Below are 20,183 nucleotides of genomic sequence, written 5' to 3' on the forward strand. Positions count from 1 at the left end.
ATGAAGAATTATAAAATCTTAAAATATCCATTGATTATATGCTTAGTATTAATGAACAATTATTTATTTGGTCAAAATGTAAGTATCGTACCCGATGTAAATATTACATCAGTTCATAAATTTCTACAAAAAAATGCTGATAGTACAATTTTATTTGGATACGATAAGTCGTGGGGCAATCCCCCTGAATATTTTATTTTGAGCAAATGCGTTGATACTTTAACAGCATATTTTTATAAATCTTTTTATAAAAGTAAAATTAATATGCCTAGAGCAATTCGAGATAGTCTCTACAAGATAAACAAATATTATGAAAGTAGAAATATTGCCATCAATAGATTTTTTACTCCAAAATATTTAACTGATAATGATTTATCAGCTTTTTGGCATTACTTATTAACACAACAACCCTGGCAAATTAATGATGATTCTATTGACGGGCAAGGTTGTCCGAAGGCTAAAGATGGATATGATAAAAATATTTACGATGGAGGTGGGATTAGCCTCTACTTGATTACGAAAAAAAACATTAAGCGTTTGTATTTTTATGCGCCACAGTATTATGAAAAAGAAATGTGTCCTGGTAGAAAAGGTAGAATAGCAATAATTGAAATTGAAAAATTGTTTAAAAGTTATTTTAAAGATGAGTGGTAAGCATTAATTTCGTCTATACATCCACATTAAATATTTTTACTCTATCTATTGTATGACTGCAAGATTATCCATATCTTTGCAGTCCTTTTGGTTTTGTATAAGAACCGTCTAAGGAATAAAATGTTACATGCTTCCAATATTTAACATTGAGTTTTAAATAAACAAAAAACACAAAATGGCAAAAGAAGTCAGTGCAATGATCAAATTACAGATCAAAGGCGGAGCGGCAAATCCATCGCCACCAGTAGGACCTGCATTAGGTGCTAAGGGTGTTAACATCATGGAATTTTGCAAACAGTACAACGCTCGTACCCAAGATAAAGCAGGTAAAGTATTGCCAGTTGTAATTACTGTTTATGCTGATAAGTCATTCGATTTCATCATCAAAACCCCTCCTGTAGCTATCCAATTAAAAGATGCTACTAAATTACAGAGTGGTTCTGCTGAGCCTAACCGTAAAAAAGTTGGATCGGTGACCTGGGACCAGATTAAAGTTATTGCTGAAGATAAAATGCCTGATTTAAATGCATTTACAATCGAATCTGCAATGAGTATGGTTGCCGGTACAGCACGCAGTATGGGAATCACCGTTTCTGGTGACGCACCCTGGAACAATTAATTAAAAAACAGTTTACAACAGTGGCGAAATTAACTAAAAATCAAAAAAAGGCACATGCTAAAATAGAAGCTGGTAAAGCTTATACTTTACAGGCTGCTGCTGCTTTGGTAAAAGAGATCACTACCACTAAATTCGATGCATCAGTTGATATTGATGTATCATTAGGTGTAGATCCACGTAAAGCCAATCAAATGGTACGTGGTATTGCTACTTTACCACACGGAACAGGTAAAACTGTACGTGTTTTAGCTCTAGTAACTCCTGATAAGGAAGAAGAAGCAAAAGCAGCCGGCGCAGAGTTCGTAGGTTTAGACGAATATGTGGCTAAAATTGAAGGTGGTTGGACCGATGTAGACATTATTATCACTACTCCTGCTTGTATGGCTAAGGTAGGTAAATTGGGCCGTGTTTTAGGTCCAAGGAACTTAATGCCTAACCCAAAATCAGGTACAGTAACTAACGAAGTTGGTAAAGCTGTAACTGAGGTTAAAGCAGGTAAGATTGATTTTAAAGTTGACAAAACGGGTATCATACACGCCTCGATAGGAAAAGTATCATTCCCAGCAGACAAAATTTATGAGAATGCACTTGAAATCATTCAAGTAATTTCGAAATTAAAACCATCTGCTGCAAAAGGAACTTATTTTAAAAGCATTCACGTGTCTTCTACAATGAGTCCTGGGATTGCAATTGAAACCAAATCAGTAGCGGGGATTTAATCATGAACAGAGAAGAAAAAAACGAAGTAGTTTTAGAACTACAAGGACAAATGCAAGAGTATGGCAATTTCTATATTGCTGATACATCTAGCCTTTCTGTTGAGCAGATTAATAACATCCGACGCAAATGTTTTGAAAGTGATATCGTAATGAAGGTTGCTAAAAACACTTTAATTCGCAAAGCGATTGAAGGTTTAGATGGCGATTCTTCTGAGATATACGAAGCCCTTAAAGGTTCATCATCATTATTATTCTCAAAAACAGCAAACGCTCCGGCGAAGTTGATTAAAGCTTTGAGAAGAACATCTGATAAACCATTACTTAAGGCAGCATTTATAGATTCATCAGTATATGTTGGCGATGACCAATTGAATAACTTAGTAAGCTTGAAATCAAGAGAAGAGCTTATTGGCGATATCGTTGGATTATTACAATCACCAGCTAAGAATGTTATATCTGCGCTTAAATCAAGTGGCGGTAAAATTGCAGGAATTGTTAAAACTCTACAAGAAAGAGAAGGTTAACGAACACCTTAAGTTCGCAAATTAAACAAAATTATTTTTACGTAAATTTTTAAAATCTTAATAAAATGGCAGATTTAAAATCGTTTGCTGAGCAATTAGTAAACTTAACCGTTAAAGAAGTTAACGAATTAGCTCAAATCTTAAAGGACGAGTATGGTATCGAGCCTGCAGCTGCTGCTGTAGTTGCTGGTCCTGCTGCTGGTGGTGATGCACCTGCTGCTGCTGCAGAAAAAACATCATTTGATGTTATTTTGAAAGAAGCTGGTGGTCAGAAATTAGCAGTTGTAAAACTTGTTAAAGACTTAACTGGTCTTGGTTTGAAAGAAGCAAAAGACTTAGTTGATGGTGCACCAAAAGAATTAAAAACTGGTGTTGCTAAAGACGAAGCAGAAGCTCTTAAAAAACAATTGGAAGAAGCTGGAGCAGTAGTTGAAATTAAGTAATCACTTAATTTAGCTAAGCTAAAAATGTATTAGACACCGACTGAAAATGTCGGTGTCTTTACCTGTTTATAAACATCTCATTTTGCTTGGTTAATGAGAATGTTTCAAACCCGAACCAAACAAATAGTTTATTCTTAAACTAAAATCTTTTAGTCCATTGGCAAAGACAGTCGAACAAAGAGTAAATTTTGCAACTAGTAAGCACATTATAGACTATCCGGATTTTCTGGATGTGCAATTGCAATCATTCAGAGAATTTTTCCAGATAGATACCACATCAGACGATCGCTCTAGCGAAGGTTTGTTTAAAGTGTTTGCTGAAAACTTTCCAATAACAGATTCAAGAAATATCTTCGTATTAGAGTTTCTTGATTATTTTGTTGATCCGCCACGTTACGATATACACGAGTGTATTGAGCGTGGATTAACCTACAATGTTCCATTAAAAGCAAAGCTAAAGCTTTCTTGTAATGATGTTGAACATGAAGATTTTGAAACCATTATTCAGGATGTGTATTTAGGTACAATCCCGTATATGACACCAAAAGGTACATTTGTTATCAACGGAGCAGAACGTGTTATCGTTTCGCAACTACACCGTTCTCCAGGCGTGTTCTTCGGCCAAAGCCGTCACACTAATGGAACCAAATTGTATTCTGCACGTGTTATCCCATTCAAAGGTTCATGGATCGAGTTTGCTACAGACGTTAATAACGTAATGTATGCTTACATCGATCGTAAGAAAAAATTCCCGGTTACCACTTTATTACGTGCTATCGGTTACGATTCTGATAAAGATATTTTGGAGCTTTTTGATCTTGCTGACGAAGTAAAAGTTAGTAAATCAGGCTTAAAGAAATATATCGGTCGTAAACTAGCAGCAAGAGTATTAAAAAAATGGGTTGAAGATTTTGTAGATGAAGATACAGGTGAGGTAGTTTCTATCGACCGTAATGAAGTGATTCTTGAAAGAGAAACCGTTTTAGAAGACGAACACATTGATATGGTTATCGAAGCTGGCGTAAAAAGCATCATCTTATCAAAAGAAGATGGCGCAAGTCAGGCCGATTATACCATTATATATAATACATTACAAAAAGATACATCAAACTCTGAAAAAGAAGCTGTTGAGAACATCTATCGTGCTTTGCGTAACGCAGAACCACCTGATGAGGAAACCGCTCGTGGTATCATTGATCGTTTATTCTTCTCGGATAAACGTTACGATTTAGGTGATGTTGGTCGTTACCGCATTAACCGTAAATTGAAAATGAATACCCCTGATGAGGTTAAAGTATTAACAAAAGCAGATATTATTGCGATTGTTAAATACCTGATCAAATTGATCAACTCAAAAGAAGAGGTAGATGATATCGATCACTTGTCTAACCGTCGTGTACGTACGGTAGGTGAGCAGTTGTATGCTCAATTTGGAGTTGGTTTAGCCCGTATGGCAAGAACAATCCGTGAGCGTATGAACATTCGCGATAATGAGGTGTTTACGCCAACTGATTTAATTAATGCCCGTACTTTATCGTCGGTAATTAACTCTTTCTTCGGTACGAACCAGTTGTCTCAGTTTATGGATCAAACCAATCCATTAGCAGAGATTACACACAAACGTCGTTTGTCAGCTTTAGGCCCAGGTGGTTTATCACGTGAGCGTGCTGGTTTCGAGGTTCGTGATGTTCACTACACCCACTATGGTCGTTTATGTACCATCGAAACTCCAGAAGGACCAAACATTGGTTTGATTTCATCACTTTGTGTGCATGCAAAAATCAACAATTTAGGTTTCATTGAAACACCTTACAAACGTGTTGAAGATGGTAAAGTAGTTGTTGATTCAGACGTTATTTATTTATCGGCAGAAGATGAAGATGGTAAAACCATCGCTCAGGCTAATGCAGAGTATGATGATAAAGGTAATTTCACAACCCCACGCGTTAAAGCGCGTTATGAGGGTGACTTCCCAATTATTGAGCCTGAGAAATTAGACTTAATGGATGTTGCACCAAATCAGATTACTTCAATTGCTGCCTCGTTGATTCCGTTCTTAGAACATGATGATGCGAACAGGGCTTTGATGGGATCGAACATGCAACGTCAGGCTGTACCTTTGTTACGCCCTGAAGCGCCAATTGTTGGTACAGGTTTAGAAGGTCGCGTTGCTCGCGATTCAAGAACTTTGATCAATGCTGAAGGTAATGGGGTTGTAGAATATGTAGATGCAAATGAAATCACTATTAAGTATGACCGTAACGAGGATGATCGTTTGGTTTCATTTGAGGGTGACAGCAAAACTTACCGTTTAATTAAGTTCAAAAAAACCAACCAGAATACTTGTATTAACTTAAAGCCAATCGTTAAAAAAGGCCAGAAAGTTACTAAAGGACAGGTACTTTGCGAGGGTTATGCAACTCAAAACGGTGAATTGGCATTGGGTAGAAACTTGAAAGTGGCTTTCATGCCTTGGCAAGGTTTCAACTTTGAGGATGCGATTGTAATCAACGAGCGTATTGTTCGTGATGATGTTTTCACTTCATTGCATATTGAAGAATTTGAATTAGAAGTACGTGATACAAAACGTGGAGAAGAGGAATTAACACCAGATATCCCTAACGTTTCTGAAGAGGCGACTAAAGATTTGGATGAAAATGGTATTATCCGTATCGGTGCTGATGTAAAAGAAGGTGATATTTTAATTGGTAAGATTACTCCAAAAGGAGAATCTGATCCGTCACCAGAAGAGAAATTACTACGTGCAATTTTTGGTGATAAAGCAGGCGACGTTAAAGATGCTTCTTTGAAAACACCTCCATCTATCCAAGGTGTAGTAATTGATACGAAGTTATTTAGCCGTGCGAAGAAAACTACAAAAGCTGAAGAAAAATCGGCTATTGAGAAATTAGACAAATCGTACAACAATATTACTGAGAAATTAAAGGCAGAATTGGTTGACAAGTTATTCACCATTGTAAACGGTAAAACATCTCAAGGTGTATTCAATATTTACAAAGAATTACTTGTGCCTAAAGGCGCTAAATTTACTCAGAAAATTTTAGCAGATCTTGAATTTACACACATTAGCCCTAACAAATGGACTACTGATGATGATAAAAACGAGATGATTAAACTATTGCTTCATAACTACGGTATCCGTGTTAACGAAGAACTTGGTGCTTACAAACGCGATAAATTTGCGATTAGTGTAGGTGATGAGCTTCCTTCAGGAATTGTACAAATGGCAAAAGTTTATGTAGCTAAAAAACGTAAATTAAAAGTAGGTGATAAAATGGCAGGACGCCACGGTAATAAAGGTATTGTTGCACGTATTGTACGTGATGAAGATATGCCTTTCTTAGCTGATGGTACTCCAGTTGATATTGTGTTGAACCCACTGGGTGTACCTTCACGTATGAACCTTGGTCAGATTTACGAAACTATTTTGGCATGGGCTGGTCAAGAACTAGGTGTTAAATTTGCAACACCAATTTTTGATGGTGCTACCCACACTGAGGTAGAAGAGTGGATTGCTAAAGCGGGTGTTCCTGCTTCAGGTAAAACCTACTTATACAATGGTTTAACAGGTGAGCGTTTCGATCAGACTACAACTGTAGGTATTATCTACATGTTGAAATTAGGTCACATGGTTGATGATAAGATGCACGCCCGTTCAATCGGACCATACTCATTAATTACACAACAACCATTGGGTGGTAAAGCTCAATTTGGTGGTCAGCGTTTTGGTGAGATGGAGGTTTGGGCATTAGAGGCGTTTGGTGCAGCTAATATTCTTCAAGAAATCTTAACCGTTAAATCGGATGATGTAATCGGAAGAGCCAAAACTTACGAAGCCATTGTTAAAGGTGAAAACCTACCAACACCAGGTGTACCAGAATCGTTTAATGTATTGGTACATGAGTTACGCGGTTTAGGTTTAGATATTACGTTAGACTAATTGAATGAAAGAATGAAGGCATGATTGAATGATGGGAAACTTTCATTCAATCATGCTCTCACTACATCCTTCAATCATTAAAGAAAGAGATATGTCTTACAAAAAGGATAATAAATTAAAAAGCAATTTCACATCAATCACGATTAGCTTATCGTCTCCTGAAATTATTTTGGAGCGCTCAAGCGGTGAGGTGTTGAAGCCAGAAACCATTAATTACCGTACTTACAAACCTGAACGTGATGGTTTGTTCTGTGAGCGTATTTTTGGTCCGGTAAAAGATTACGAATGTCATTGCGGTAAATACAAACGTATCCGTTATAAAGGTATTGTTTGTGATCGTTGTGGTGTTGAAGTAACAGAAAAGAAGGTACGTAGAGAGCGTATGGGACACATCGCTTTGGTGGTGCCTGTTGCGCACATCTGGTATTTCCGTTCTTTACCAAACAAAATCGGTTACTTATTAGGTTTACCTACTAAAAAACTTGATTTAATTATCTATTACGAGCGTTACGTGGTTATCCAATCCGGTTTAATGGAAGAGGATGGCATTAAGTACATGGACTTCTTAACGGAAGAAGAGTACTTAGATATCTTAGATAAATTACCTAAAGAAAATCAATATCTGGATGATAAAGATCCTAATAAATTCATCGCCAAAATGGGTGCTGAAGCATTAGAAGATCTTTTGAAACGTATTAACTTAGATACTTTATCTTACGATTTACGTCACCAAGCAGCTAATGAAACTTCTCAACAACGTAAAAATGAGGCTTTAAAACGTCTTCAAGTTGTTGAAGCTTTCCGTGGTGCTAATACACGCATTGAGAATCGCCCAGAATGGATGATTGTTAAAATTGTTCCGGTTATTCCACCAGAATTGCGTCCATTAGTTCCATTAGAAGGTGGTCGTTTCGCTACATCAGATTTGAATGATTTATACCGTCGTGTAATTATCCGTAACAACCGTTTAAAACGTTTGATCGAGATTAAAGCACCAGAGGTAATTTTACGTAACGAGAAACGTATGTTGCAGGAAGCTGTAGATTCGTTGTTCGATAACTCGCGTAAAGTTAATGCGGTTAAAACTGAAGGTAACCGTGCTTTGAAATCACTTTCAGACATCTTGAAAGGTAAACAGGGTCGTTTCCGTCAGAACTTATTAGGTAAACGTGTGGATTATTCAGCTCGTTCGGTAATTGTTGTAGGGCCAAGCCTTAAATTACACGAGTGTGGTATCCCTAAAGATATGGCTGCTGAGCTTTACAAACCGTTCATTATTCGTAAGATGATTGAGCGTGGTGTGGTGAAAACAGTTAAATCTGCAAAGAAAATTGTAGATAGAAAAGACCCATTAGTTTGGGATATTCTAGAAAACGTATTGAAAGGACACCCGGTATTATTAAACCGTGCACCTACGTTACACAGACTGGGTATCCAAGCTTTCCAACCTAAATTAATTGAAGGAAAAGCGATTCAATTACACCCATTAGTGTGTACTGCGTTCAACGCCGATTTTGATGGTGACCAGATGGCTGTGCATTTACCGCTAGGTAATGCCGCAATTTTGGAAGCCCAAGTATTGATGTTGGCCGCTCATAACATCTTAAACCCTGCAAACGGTACACCAATTACTGTACCATCACAGGATATGGTTTTGGGTCTTTATTACATTACTAAAGGCCGTAGAACAGATGACACTAGAGTTGTAAAAGGACAGGATTCGAATTTCTATTCTCCAGAAGAAGTAATTATTGCTTATAACGAGAAAGAATTAGATCTGCATGCTTTCATCAAAGTAAGGGTTAATGTTAAACAAAGCGATGGTACTATCGTGAATAAGTTAACAGAAACTACCGTTGGTAGAGTATTATTCAACCAATTGGTTCCTGAAGAAGTAGGTTACATCAATGAACTATTAACTAAAAAATCTTTAAGAGATATTATTGGTGAAGTAGTGAAAATGACAGGTATGGCTCGTTCTTCACAGTTCTTAGATGATATCAAAGAATTAGGTTTCCGTATGGCTTTCCAAGGAGGTTTATCGTTCAACTTACAAGACGTTAACATCCCTGTTGAAAAACATACTTTATTAGAACAAGCAGCTGCTGAAGTTGAAGAGGTAAGAAACAACTATAACATGGGTTTCATTACCAACAACGAACGTTACAACCAAATTATCGATATTTGGACACGTATCAACAACAGATTAACTACATTCGTTATGACTCAGTTATCGTCAGATAACCAAGGTTTTAACTCCGTATATATGATGCTTGATTCTGGTGCACGTGGTTCGAAAGAGCAGATTCGTCAGCTTTGCGGAATGCGTGGATTGATGGCGAAACCTCAAAAATCTGGTTCAGGTGGTGACATTATTGAGAATCCAATCTTATCAAACTTTAAAGAAGGCTTATCGGTATTAGAATACTTCATTTCTACTCACGGTGCGCGTAAAGGTTTGGCAGATACGGCGTTAAAGACAGCTGATGCTGGTTACTTAACTCGTCGTTTGCATGATGTTGCACAAGATATGATTGTTAACGATAACGACTGTGGTACTTTAAGAGGCATGTACACTACTGCTTTGAAAGATCAAGAAGATATTGTTGAGCCATTATACGATCGAATTTTAGGACGTACGTCATTACATGATGTTTACAATCCATTAGATAATCAATTGTTAGTTGGTGCTGGTGAAGACATCAACGAGGATATTGCCAAAGCGATTGAAGAATCTCCATTAGAAGGTATTGAAATTCGTTCAGTATTAACTTGTGAAGCTAAACGTGGTGTTTGTGCTTTATGTTACGGTCGTAACTTAGCATCTGGCAAACGTGTTCAAAGAGGTGAGGCAGTTGGTGTTATTGCAGCACAATCAATCGGTGAGCCGGGTACACAGTTAACACTTCGTACTTTCCACGTGGGTGGTACTGCATCAAACATTGCTGCAGAATCAAATATCGTAGCTAAGTTTGATGGTGTTATCGAATTTGAAAACATCCGTACTGTTGATACACAAACAGAAGAAGGAACCGTACAAGTTGTATTGGGTCGTTCAGGTGAGTTCAAAATTGTTGAGCCAGGTACCGGACGTATCATCGTAACCAACAACATTCCTTACGGTGCATTCTTATTCGTTAAGGAAGGTGATAAATTATCTAAAGGCGATAAAATCTGTTCGTGGGATCCGTACAACGCGGTTATTCTTTCAGAATTTGCCGGTAAAGCACAATTTGATGCCATTATAGAAGGTGTTACCTATCGTGAGGAATCAGATGAGCAAACAGGTCACCGTGAAAAAGTGATTATCGATACACGTGATAAAACTAAAAACCCTTCAGTACAAATCGTTGATAAGAAAGGCGAATTTATTAAAGGATATAACATTCCAGTGGGTGCCCACGTTTCAGTTGATGAAGGTGAAACCATCCAAACTGGTCAAATTATCGCTAAAATACCACGTGCAACTGGTAAAACCCGAGATATTACAGGTGGTTTACCACGTGTAACGGAATTATTCGAAGCACGTAACCCTTCAAACCCAGCTGTAGTAACTGAGATTGATGGTGTGGTTACTTTAGGTGGTGTTAAACGTGGTAATCGTGAGATCACAATCGAATCTAAAGATGGTGAAGTTAAGAAATACCTAGTTCCATTGTCTAAACACATCCTTGTTCAGGATAATGACTTTGTGAAAGCAGGTATGCCTTTATCAGATGGTTCAATTTCTCCTGCGGATATCTTATCAATTAAAGGACCTGCAGCGGTTCAAGAATACTTAGTTAATGGTATTCAAGAGGTTTACCGTTTGCAAGGTGTGAAAATTAACGATAAGCATTTCGAGGTAATTGTTCACCAAATGATGCAGAAAGTTCACATTGAAGATCCAGGAGATACTATTTTCTTAGAAAACAATGCTGTTGATCGTTGGGATTTTGCTGAAGAGAATGATGCCATGTACGACAAGAAAGTTGTTGAAGATGCGGGAGATTCAAATGATTTCAAACCAGGTCAGATTGTTTCATTACGTAGATTAAGAGACGAAAATTCTCAGTTGAAACGTAAAGATTTAAAACAGATTACGGTTAGAGATGCAAGACCAGCAACTGCAAGTTCTATCTTACAAGGTATTACACGTGCATCATTAGGTACTAAATCGTTCATTTCTGCGGCTTCGTTCCAGGAAACTACGAAAGTATTAAATGAGGCAGCTATTGCAGGTAAACGTGATAACATGTTAGGCTTGAAAGAAAATGTAATTGTTGGTCACTTAATTCCTTCGGGAACAGGTGTTCGTGGTTACGAAAGAATCATCGTTGGTTCTCAAGAAGAATACGATAAATTATTAGCTTCGAAACAAGAAGAAGTAGAGGCATAATAATCAATCATATGATTTTAAAGGGCTGTTTCATTATTGAGACAGCCCTTTTTATTTATTAATTTTTTGTGAATGCGAGTTTAATATTACCTTTATGTTCGCTCAATATGAACGAAGATTAATTTTACTCAATTATGGAAGAACAACAAAACGAAAATCAATTAAATATAGAACTCTCAGAAGAAGTTGCAGAGGGTGTATTTTCAAACCTTGCGATCATTACCCATTCCAATACAGAATTTGTGCTTGATTTTATTCGCGTAATGCCAGGCTTGCCTAAAGCTAAAGTTAAATCAAGAATTATTTTAACGCCCGAACACGCTAAGCGTTTATTATCAGCCTTAGAAGACAACCTTCAAAAATTTGAAGCGGTTAACGGACGTATCAAAACTCAGGAAGAACCGCCATTCCCTATGGGTTTTGGAGGGCCAACAGCACAAGCTTAATTACTTTTAAAAATACTTATAAACAAATGTTTGCTTGCTATGTTAGCATAGTATATATTTGTGCGATAACCATATATAAACATGAAAAAAATTTTATTGAGCGCGCTACTTTCTTTCCCGATATGGGTTATGGCACAGGGCTTCCAGGTTAATTTACAAGGGCAAAAACAAATCGGTATGGCGGGAGCAGGTTCTGCCTTGGCGTTAGACGAGGCTTCTGTATTTTTTAACCCTGGAGCAGTTACCTTCTTAGAAAAAAACTCCATTTCGGCAGGGGGAAATCCATTATTATTCAAGTCGGCATTCCAGCAAGCGAATTCTAATGTTACAGAAAACGTAAAAAATAAAATTGCTACACCATTTGAGCTTTACGCCGTTTGGGGACCAAAATCAAATAAATGGAAATTGGGTTTGGGTGTTTATACGCCTTTTGGCGGATTGGTTGATTGGGGCGACAATTGGTCGGGCAAATATGCTTTAACTTCATTAAATCTTAAAGCAATCTACTTCCAACCAACCTTGAGTATAAAAATTACGGATCGTATTGGTATTGGAGCAGGTTTCGTTTACAATTATGGCGACGTAAACTTACAGAGAGCAATTCCTGTCAATTTTCCTGATGGACGTTCTGGAAAGGTAACTTTAGATGGTACTGGAAAAGGTTATGGTTGGAATGCTGGTATTTACATTAATACCTTAAGCAACATTACGTTTGCCATTACCCATAAATCAAAAGTTATTACAAAACTGGACGGTGGAAGCGCAGAATTTGATGTTCCGAATTCATTAAGAACATCTTTCCCGGCAGGAAATACATTTAATGCAGAACTGCCTTTACCAGCTACAACTACGTTAGGCATTGGCATCCCACTTTCCAAATCAACAAAACTAGCTTTCGATGCAAGTTGGGTTCAATGGCACATTTATCAAGATTTATCTTTTGATTATGCTACGAATACTTCTGCTTTGGCCGATACAAAATCTGCACGTAACTATCGTGATGGTTCTTCATTCAAATTAGGAATCAATCATCAGGCGACAGAAAAATTGGCTTTAAGGGCCGGTGTGGGTTATGCTTTAAGCCCAGTTCAAGATGGCTATGTAACTCCTGAAGCTCCTGATGCAAATCGTTATATTTTAAGTGCGGGCGCTGGTTACGCTTTTACTTCGAAGTTTGAAGTTAATGCTTCGTTTTTCTTCGAAGATGTTCAATCACGTACACAAAAAAATATTGAAACAGGCTTAAACGGCACCTTTAAAACCCTAGTTTATGCACCAGGGCTTTCATTAACTTATAAATGGTAGGAGAAATTACGATGAAAAAATATATATTAAATAGTCTTTTAGTTGCTAGCGTACTTTTTGTAGCTTCTTGTAAACCAGAAATTGAAAGTCCAGCAGGTACCACCGCAGGATCGGCAAATTTTAGCAAATACATAGCAGTAGGTAACTCTTTAACCTCAGGGTTTGCTGATGGTGGTTTGTATTTGGAAGGCCAAAAAGTAGCTTATCCAAATTTAATGGCCGAGAAAATGGCAACCGTAGGAGGGGGGAGTTTTACTTCGCCATTTTTTACAGATGCACAGGCAAATGGATCTGGATATTTATCTTTAACGGCATTGGTTAATGGTGTGCCTACCTTAACACCAGTTACCACGAATTTAGCTTATCGTGATGCAACTCGATTAGCGAAATATACAGGTGAAGTTCAGAATTTAGGCATACCTGGAATGCGTGTAGATTTGGCTTTTGCTGGACCTTTTGGTGCAGCCAATCCATATTTGGAAAGACTTTTACCTGATGCGCAAGTAGGCGTAACTTCTTATTTTCAATTTATTCAGGGTAGAAGTCATACCTTCTTCTCTTTATGGTTGGGTAACAACGATGCTTTAGGATACGCAACCAACGGCGGTGTAACGACTGATGCCACTAACGTTTTAACCGATAAATCAACTTTTGCATTGTTGTATTCTAATTTAGTGAACTCGCTTTCAGCAGGTGGACAAAAAGGAATTGTTGCGACGATCCCTGATGTGACTGCGATTCCGTATTTCAATACGGTAACGGTTGCTGCATTACTAAACGCTGCAAAAGCAATCAATCCTGCGGCTGCCGCCATTTACATCCAAACGGGTACGGGAACGGTGAGAGCGGCAACCAGTGAAGATTTAATTCGTTTGCCTTTCCAATCAGCAGGCTTGTTTGGTTCAACTACATCATCACCATATCCTTATGGTTTGCATCCTTTAAATCCGATTGCAAATAACTGGGTTTTAGATAAAGATGAAGTTGCTAAGGTTAAAGATTATGTAATCAGCTATAACAATAGCATTAAATCTCTTGCAGATAGCAAAGGTTTGGCTATTGCAGATACTTACGCTTACTTAAATCAGGTTAAAACCGGGATTATCATCAATGGAATTGGAATCAATTCGGCTTTCATTACGGGTGGCGCTTTCTCTCTTGATGGTGTTCACTTAACCCCACGCGGAAATGCGGTAATTGCTAATGTGTTCATTAATGCAATTAATGCCAAATACGGATCGACAATTCCTGTGGTGGATGTTACGCAATATAGAGGTGTAAAATTCCCGAACTAAAATTCATCGGAAATATTGAAAAGGCTTGCAGATTTGCAGGCCTTTTTCGTTTAAAGCTGTTTTTTTATAAAAGCAATAATCTGCTCCTTTTCATCTGGCTCAAACCAATTTATCTCCTCATCTTTTCTGAACCAAGTAAGTTGTCGTTTTGCAAACCTGCGTGTATTCTGTTTTATGGCAGCGATAGCATCAGCTAAGGAGACTTTTTCATCAACATAATCAAACAACTCACTATAACCTACAGTATTAAGCGCATTATACTTTCTAAAAGGAATAAGGCCTTTCACTTCTTCTAATAAACCCCTTTCCATCATTTTATCTACTCGGTGGTTGATTTGATTATAAAGTGTTGCTCGATCTGTATTGAGTCCAATTTTGATGATGTTAAACGGTCGGTCTTTTTTCTGCGCGGAAAGCATGGATGACAGTTTTCGTCCTGTTGAAAGAAATACCTCTAGCCCTCTGATCATTCTTTGAGGGTTATTTTGATCCACTTTGTTGAAGTATTCTGGATCGACCTGTTCGAGTTTTTTTTGTATCACCTCAATCCCTTCATTTTCGAATTGGGCGTTGAGTTGTTCCCGGATCTTTAGATCAATTTCTGGCATTTCATCTAAACCATTAAGTACGGCATTAACATATAGACCAGAACCTCCGACTATAATTGCCGTATCTCGATCTGTAAATATGGCCTGCAGCGTTTCCAATGCCTCCACTTCAAAATCGCCAGTGCTAAAAAGTTTTTCTACAGAATGTGAGTTAATAAAGTGATGCTTAACCGACGCAAGTTCTTCTTGATTGGGTTTCGCCGTACCAATTTCCATTTCCTTGAAAAATTGTCTGGAATCAGCAGAAATGATTTCGGTGTTAAAATAACGCCCAAGTTCGATCGCCAGGGCAGTTTTTCCGATGGCGGTTGGGCCAACAACTGAGATAAGGGTTTTAGCTTTTTTAGGCTTTAAGTTATCTGTTGGCATATTGCTTTTTTAACAAAACGGTCAGATGAATCCATCTGACCGTTTGTATATTGTTTAATTTTATTTTGGATTAATAGTCGTCTTTATGGCTTTCATCTTCGTAGCTTTCGCTATCCGAAAATTCATCTCCAAATTCGTCGCTTTCTTCTGTTTCATCTTCTTCATCTCGTTCTTCGGCGTTAATACCCATTTCGCCCATGGCTTCTAGTTCATCCGTATCTTCAGGAACAAAATTCATTTCATTTAAGAAATCAAATTCACTAGAAACGGCCGATGCTCCTCTTGGATCTACTGCTTGAGGACTGTTTCGCTCCATTATTTTTGGGGCCTCTCCGGAGCTTTTGGCTAGGAAAGGGTATTCAATATTTGGATCAGGATCTAGAACAATTTTAACCAATTCTACATGAAAATCGTATGGACGGTCAAAATTATAGATGTAATAGAATTTTTGATGCGGGTCTTCGATAAAGCCACTTAATTTAGAATTCTCCATAAGTACAACACGATCTTTCTTGCGCTCACTTGGTAAATATGCAATCTCATCGCCTTTTAACCAATTATCCGTACTCACATAAAATGATGATGATTTTTCGGCATTGTAACCAGTCGATTTGTGTATTGCCTTATGCAGGTCTTCAAATGTTTGGTTTGATTTAATGTCGATCTCTCTCACAACATCATCAAAATCTTCGAAAGTAATTCTAAATTTATAAATAGCCATTATTGTATTTTGGAACCGTAAAAATAAAGTTAATTTGCTTTACCACAAAACAGTAAAAGTCACAAAAGGTTCTCTAATTGTCTGTTTTCGCAGTTGTTTTAAGTAATTTCTTTGTTAACAGGATTTAGTCCCATTTGTTTTGCGTGGTTCAGCATAAAATTAAACGCTTCGTTGTAATCATTTGTTATCTCGCCTTCCAAAATTGCTTCACGAATTGCGTTTTTAATGAGGCCAACTTCCTTACCCGCTTCCAAACCAAAAGTTTCCATAATGTCGAGGCCCGTAATTGGTGGTTGCCAATTTCGGATTTTATCTCGTTCCTCAACATCTTTTAACTTCTTTTTCACGAGTTCAAAGTTGTTGCGATACTTGGTTTTTTTATATTCGTTTTTAGTGGTTACATCTGCATTACAGAGCAACATTAAGCTTTCTATTTCCTCACCTGCATCAAAAAGTAATCTTCTTACAGCAGAATCTGTTACGGTTTCTTGCGCCAAAACGATAGGACGTAGGTGCAATTGCACCAATTTTTGCACGTACTTCATTTTCTCGTTAAGCGGCAATTTCAGCTGCGCAAAAATTTTGGGAACCATTCTGGCGCCTTTATCTTCATGTCCATGAAAGGTCCATCCGTGTCCTTCTTCAAAACGTTTGGTTGCGGGCTTGGCAATATCGTGCAGGATGGCTGCCCATCTCAACCATAAATCGTCAGTAGTTTCGCAAATGTTGTCTAAAACCTCCAAGGTGTGATAGAAATTATCTTTATGGCCTTTTCCCTTAATGATTTCTACACCATAAAGCTGTGCCATTTGAGGGAAAATGATGTGCAATAAACCTGTATCAAAAAGATGTTTAAACCCAATGGATGGTTTTTTTGATAAAATTATCTTATTCAGTTCATCGGTAATTCGCTCTTTTGAAACAATGCTGATGCGATTTTTCTGCGTTTTAATGGCACTTAATGCAGCCTGATCGATATTAAAATTGAGTTGGCTTGCAAACCTTATGGCCCTCATCATGCGTAAGGGATCATCAGAAAAAGTCACTTCTGGATCGAGCGGAGTACGGATTAACTTATTTTCTAAGTCCTTTATCCCATCAAATGGATCTAAAAGTTCGCCGAAACGATGGGCATTGAGATTAATGGCTAAAGCATTTATCGTAAAATCCCTTCTGATTTGATCGTCTTCTAAAGTTCCATCTTCAACAATTGGTTTGCGCGAATCGGAACGATAAGATTCTCTTCTCGCACCAACAAATTCAACTTCTAAATCTCTATACTTAATGTTGGCTGTTCCAAAGTTTTTAAAAACGGCAACCTTAATGTGCAATTTTTTACCTACCGCCTCGGCATATGCAATTCCTTTTCCAACCACTACAACATCAATATCTTTTGATGGACGCTCTAAAAATAAATCCCGCACAAATCCTCCAATAACATAAGCCTCGGTGTTATTTTGATCTGCTACGGCAGATAAGGTTTGGAATATTGGGTCTTTTAAATGAACTTCTAAATTTCTCAATGGAAATTTCTGACTTTCATTACTGAAGTTAGCTTGCATAAAAAGGCAGTTGAATGGACGAAATTAAGAAAAACATTCGATGCTGAGCTGATTTAAGCGTAATAAAGCCTGCATTGTACTCAAAGGGATTTATTTCCTTATAAATTCAAATTGACCACCGGGAGAGAGTTTCATAATGGTTGATGGTTTTTTAATCGTACGATTTTCTTGTTCAAAATCGATTACTAAATCTACCGCCTCTAAAATCTCTGGGCTTAGATCATCAAAATACCTCGGTGAGGGTTCTCCACTCAAATTTGCTGAGGTTGAAACAATTGGTTTGCGGAAGCGTTGGATTAAAGGTGTGCAAAAATCATGTTTAACTATGCGAATGCCCACACTACCGTCGGCGTTAATTACATTCGGAGCTAAGTTTTTGGCACCTGAAAAGATGATGGTCAACGGGTTTTCGGCATATTCGATTAAATCGTATGCAATCTCCGGTACTTCGTTTACGTAGCTCTGAATCTTATTGTCAACATCTAAGAGCACAATTAGGCTTTTTTCTGCAGGTCTATTTTTAATTTTTAAAAGCTTTTCTACCGCTTCTGCATTGGTAGCATCACAGCCTAATCCCCAAATGGTATCTGTTGGATAAAGAATTACGCCACCAGACTTAATTACCTCTAAAGCCTTGTTTATTTCATCTCTAAGCATGTTGCAAAGTTAATTTAAAAACGATATGTTAAATCATGTAAATGCTTAATAATTTAACATTTAGCTTGAAACATTAAGGCATTTATAAACGTTTTTAGGATAACAATCTGATTGTAAAAATTATAGATGTTTCAATCTATTCAGATTTTAAATGGTTATTTTTAATACAGGTTATTTTAAACAACATACACATATGAAAACAATTAAAAATTTACTGATGCTTTTTACTGTGGTAATTGCATTAGCAGGTTGTTCTTCACTCCGAACAGCTTCCGACTACGACAAAAACGTCGATCTTAATGCCTACAAAACTTACAATTTTTACGATAAGGGAATTGCGAGGGTGAGGTTAAACAATTTAGACAAACGCCGATTAATGGCTGCCGTAGAGGCGCAAATGAATGCTAAAGGATTTACCAAGTCCGATCGTCCGGATATGCTCGTAAACTTATTCGTAGTGGCTAGGGAAAAAACAGATGTTTATGGCCCAGGTTACTATGGCGGATGGGGTTGGGGCGGTGGCTGGGGCTGGCGTTCTCCATTTTGGGGTGGCGGTGGCACCTATGTTAATCAATATATCGAAGGAACCATTATTATTGATTTCTTAGACCCGAACAAAAAGATTTTATTTTGGCATGGTCAGGGAAGTGGTTTTAACTTAGATAGTTTTACCAAAAGGGAAGAAAGATTAAATACTGGTGTAAAAGAAATTTTAGACCAATATCCTCCAAATGCAATTGCTGCTAAGTAATTGCCGTAGGAAGAAGATTTAAATAGCAATTCATTAATTGCTGAGTGACTACAGGGCTGTTGAATTTTTGAACAAATTCCAGCCCTTTTTCTTTCATCGTTTTTTGAAGTTTCGAATTGCTAATGATTTGATTTATAGCACCTGCTAATTGATTCGAATCTGTTGGAGATACATAGATGGAATTCGGCCCACCTGCTTCTTCTAAACAAGAACCTGTTGCCGCAATGGTTGGCACACCAGAATATAGAGCTTCGATAATTGGAATCCCAAAGCCTTCGTAAAAAGAAGGGTAAGCAAATATGGATGCCAGTTGATAGATGCCTGGCAAATCAGAGAAAGGGATGTTTTGTAGGAATAGGATTCGTTTCCTCAATCCCAATCGGTCAATTTCCTTTTCAACTGTTTTGAAATAGGCCGTTTGCTTTCCAATTACAACCAATTTATAATCTTCCTGAACGTCTTTTAAAGCCGTAACGATTAATTTTAAGTTCTTTCTTTCTTCTATCGTGCCTACACTTAAAATGTATTTTTCTGGGAGTTTGTAAGTGGCTTTGATTCTACTTAATGTTGATGCATCGAATGGGCTTTTGAAGTGGTCATCGCAACTTTGATAAATCACTTCAATTTTATTGGGTTCAATTTGGTAAAATTCAATTAAATCGGCTTTGGTTTTTTCACTTATGGCGATAATTTTATCGGCACGCTTGCAGGCTGATTTACTTTTCCATTCATAAAGTTTGCGATCAATAAATTTATAATACTTTGGAAAACGCAGAAAAATTAAGTCGTGAATGGTAACCACAGATTTGATTCTGGTATGCTGAATGGCAAAGGGAATTTCGTGACTTAGGCCGTGGTAAATTTGAATATCATCCCGAACTAAATCTTTTAGAATGTTTAAGCTACGCCATAAGAAACTACCGTTTTTTGGTAGCGCTAACTTAATGTTTTGGTTTTGAAGAAAGGTGCTGATTTGCTTGGAAGCCTTCACCTTTGGTGAATAGACAATATATTGATTTTCTGGGTATTGGAATGCTAAACTTTCTATCAACGATCGGCTGTAATTGCCCAATCCGGTTAGGTTATTCGCAGCCCTTTTGCCATCGTATCCAATATTCATACAGGTTTATTCTGATTAAAATAAAAGGTTTATGGCTTTCTTTTGCCTTAA

The 20,183-nt window shown here is 37.5% G+C and carries 16 protein-coding genes; 11 read left to right on the forward strand and 5 right to left on the reverse strand.

What is annotated here, in order from left to right; genetic code table 11:
* From DHW03_RS17570 to DHW03_RS17615, 10 genes are all read left to right on the forward strand, one after another.
* On the forward strand, nt 1-654 hold the full coding sequence (locus DHW03_RS17570) for a hypothetical protein (RefSeq protein WP_133248553.1): 654 nt from the start codon (nt 1-3) through the stop codon (nt 652-654).
* Nucleotides 655-829: 175 nt separating this feature from the next.
* On the forward strand, nt 830-1,273 hold the full coding sequence (gene rplK / locus DHW03_RS17575) for a 50S ribosomal protein L11 (protein WP_010601094.1): 444 nt from the start codon (nt 830-832) through the stop codon (nt 1,271-1,273).
* Between the two features lie 20 nt (nt 1,274-1,293).
* A complete protein-coding gene (rplA, locus tag DHW03_RS17580; protein WP_109927138.1) occupies nt 1,294-1,992 on the forward strand; it encodes a 50S ribosomal protein L1 in 699 nt (232 codons plus the stop codon).
* 2 nt (nt 1,993-1,994) lie between these two features.
* Nucleotides 1,995-2,516 carry a 50S ribosomal protein L10 gene (gene rplJ / locus DHW03_RS17585; protein ID WP_109927139.1) on the forward strand — a complete coding sequence of 174 codons (522 nt, stop codon included), beginning with the start codon at nt 1,995-1,997 and terminating at the stop codon, nt 2,514-2,516.
* Nucleotides 2,517-2,581: 65 nt separating this feature from the next.
* Complete coding sequence (gene rplL / locus DHW03_RS17590; RefSeq protein ID WP_109927140.1) at nt 2,582-2,959, forward strand: 50S ribosomal protein L7/L12; 378 nt, start codon at nt 2,582-2,584, stop codon at nt 2,957-2,959.
* Between the two features lie 157 nt (nt 2,960-3,116).
* Nucleotides 3,117-6,920 (forward strand): DNA-directed RNA polymerase subunit beta, encoded by a 3,804-nt coding sequence (gene rpoB / locus DHW03_RS17595; protein WP_109927141.1) that lies wholly within the window; start codon nt 3,117-3,119, stop codon nt 6,918-6,920.
* A gap of 91 nt (nt 6,921-7,011) precedes the next feature.
* A complete protein-coding gene (gene rpoC / locus DHW03_RS17600; protein ID WP_109927238.1) occupies nt 7,012-11,298 on the forward strand; it encodes a DNA-directed RNA polymerase subunit beta' in 4,287 nt (1,428 codons plus the stop codon).
* A gap of 134 nt (nt 11,299-11,432) precedes the next feature.
* Nucleotides 11,433-11,744, forward strand: coding sequence for a DUF3467 domain-containing protein (locus DHW03_RS17605; protein ID WP_109927142.1), 312 nt, complete (start codon nt 11,433-11,435; stop codon nt 11,742-11,744).
* 81 nt (nt 11,745-11,825) lie between these two features.
* Nucleotides 11,826-13,049, forward strand: a complete 1,224-nt coding sequence (locus tag DHW03_RS17610; protein WP_109927143.1) for an OmpP1/FadL family transporter — start codon at nt 11,826-11,828, stop codon at nt 13,047-13,049.
* Between the two features lie 11 nt (nt 13,050-13,060).
* A complete protein-coding gene (locus DHW03_RS17615; protein WP_109927239.1) occupies nt 13,061-14,344 on the forward strand; it encodes an SGNH/GDSL hydrolase family protein in 1,284 nt (427 codons plus the stop codon).
* 50 nt (nt 14,345-14,394) lie between these two features.
* On the opposite strand, the gene miaA is transcribed toward DHW03_RS17615, so the two are convergent.
* The 4 genes from miaA to DHW03_RS17635 all read right to left on the reverse strand — a co-directional run bounded on the left by miaA (nt 14,395) and on the right by DHW03_RS17635 (nt 18,261).
* Nucleotides 14,395-15,321: a tRNA (adenosine(37)-N6)-dimethylallyltransferase MiaA gene (gene miaA / locus DHW03_RS17620; RefSeq protein WP_109927144.1), complete on the reverse strand. Its 927-nt coding sequence runs from the start codon at nt 15,319-15,321 to the stop codon at nt 14,395-14,397.
* Nucleotides 15,322-15,391: 70 nt separating this feature from the next.
* Nucleotides 15,392-16,042, reverse strand: a complete 651-nt coding sequence (locus DHW03_RS17625; protein WP_109927145.1) for an IS1096 element passenger TnpR family protein — start codon at nt 16,040-16,042, stop codon at nt 15,392-15,394.
* Nucleotides 16,043-16,140: 98 nt separating this feature from the next.
* On the reverse strand, nt 16,141-17,604 hold the full coding sequence (locus tag DHW03_RS17630; RefSeq protein WP_109927146.1) for a CCA tRNA nucleotidyltransferase: 1,464 nt from the start codon (nt 17,602-17,604) through the stop codon (nt 16,141-16,143).
* 90 nt (nt 17,605-17,694) lie between these two features.
* Nucleotides 17,695-18,261 (reverse strand): L-threonylcarbamoyladenylate synthase, encoded by a 567-nt coding sequence (locus DHW03_RS17635; RefSeq protein ID WP_109927147.1) that lies wholly within the window; start codon nt 18,259-18,261, stop codon nt 17,695-17,697.
* Nucleotides 18,262-18,454: 193 nt separating this feature from the next.
* Here DHW03_RS17635 and DHW03_RS17640 point away from each other — a divergent pair, with 193 nt between their 5' ends.
* Nucleotides 18,455-19,012 (forward strand): DUF4136 domain-containing protein, encoded by a 558-nt coding sequence (locus tag DHW03_RS17640; protein ID WP_165825459.1) that lies wholly within the window; start codon nt 18,455-18,457, stop codon nt 19,010-19,012.
* Here DHW03_RS17640 and DHW03_RS17645 read toward each other — a convergent pair.
* Entirely contained in the window at nt 19,005-20,132 is a 1,128-nt protein-coding gene (locus DHW03_RS17645; protein WP_109927149.1) for a glycosyltransferase family 4 protein, read from the reverse strand. The genes DHW03_RS17640 and DHW03_RS17645 overlap by 8 nt on opposite strands.
* Nucleotides 20,133-20,183: the final 51 nt, after the last annotated feature.

Source organism: Pedobacter yonginensis (assembly GCF_003173595.1).
Taxonomy (GTDB): Bacteria; Bacteroidota; Bacteroidia; order Sphingobacteriales; family Sphingobacteriaceae; genus Pedobacter; species Pedobacter yonginense.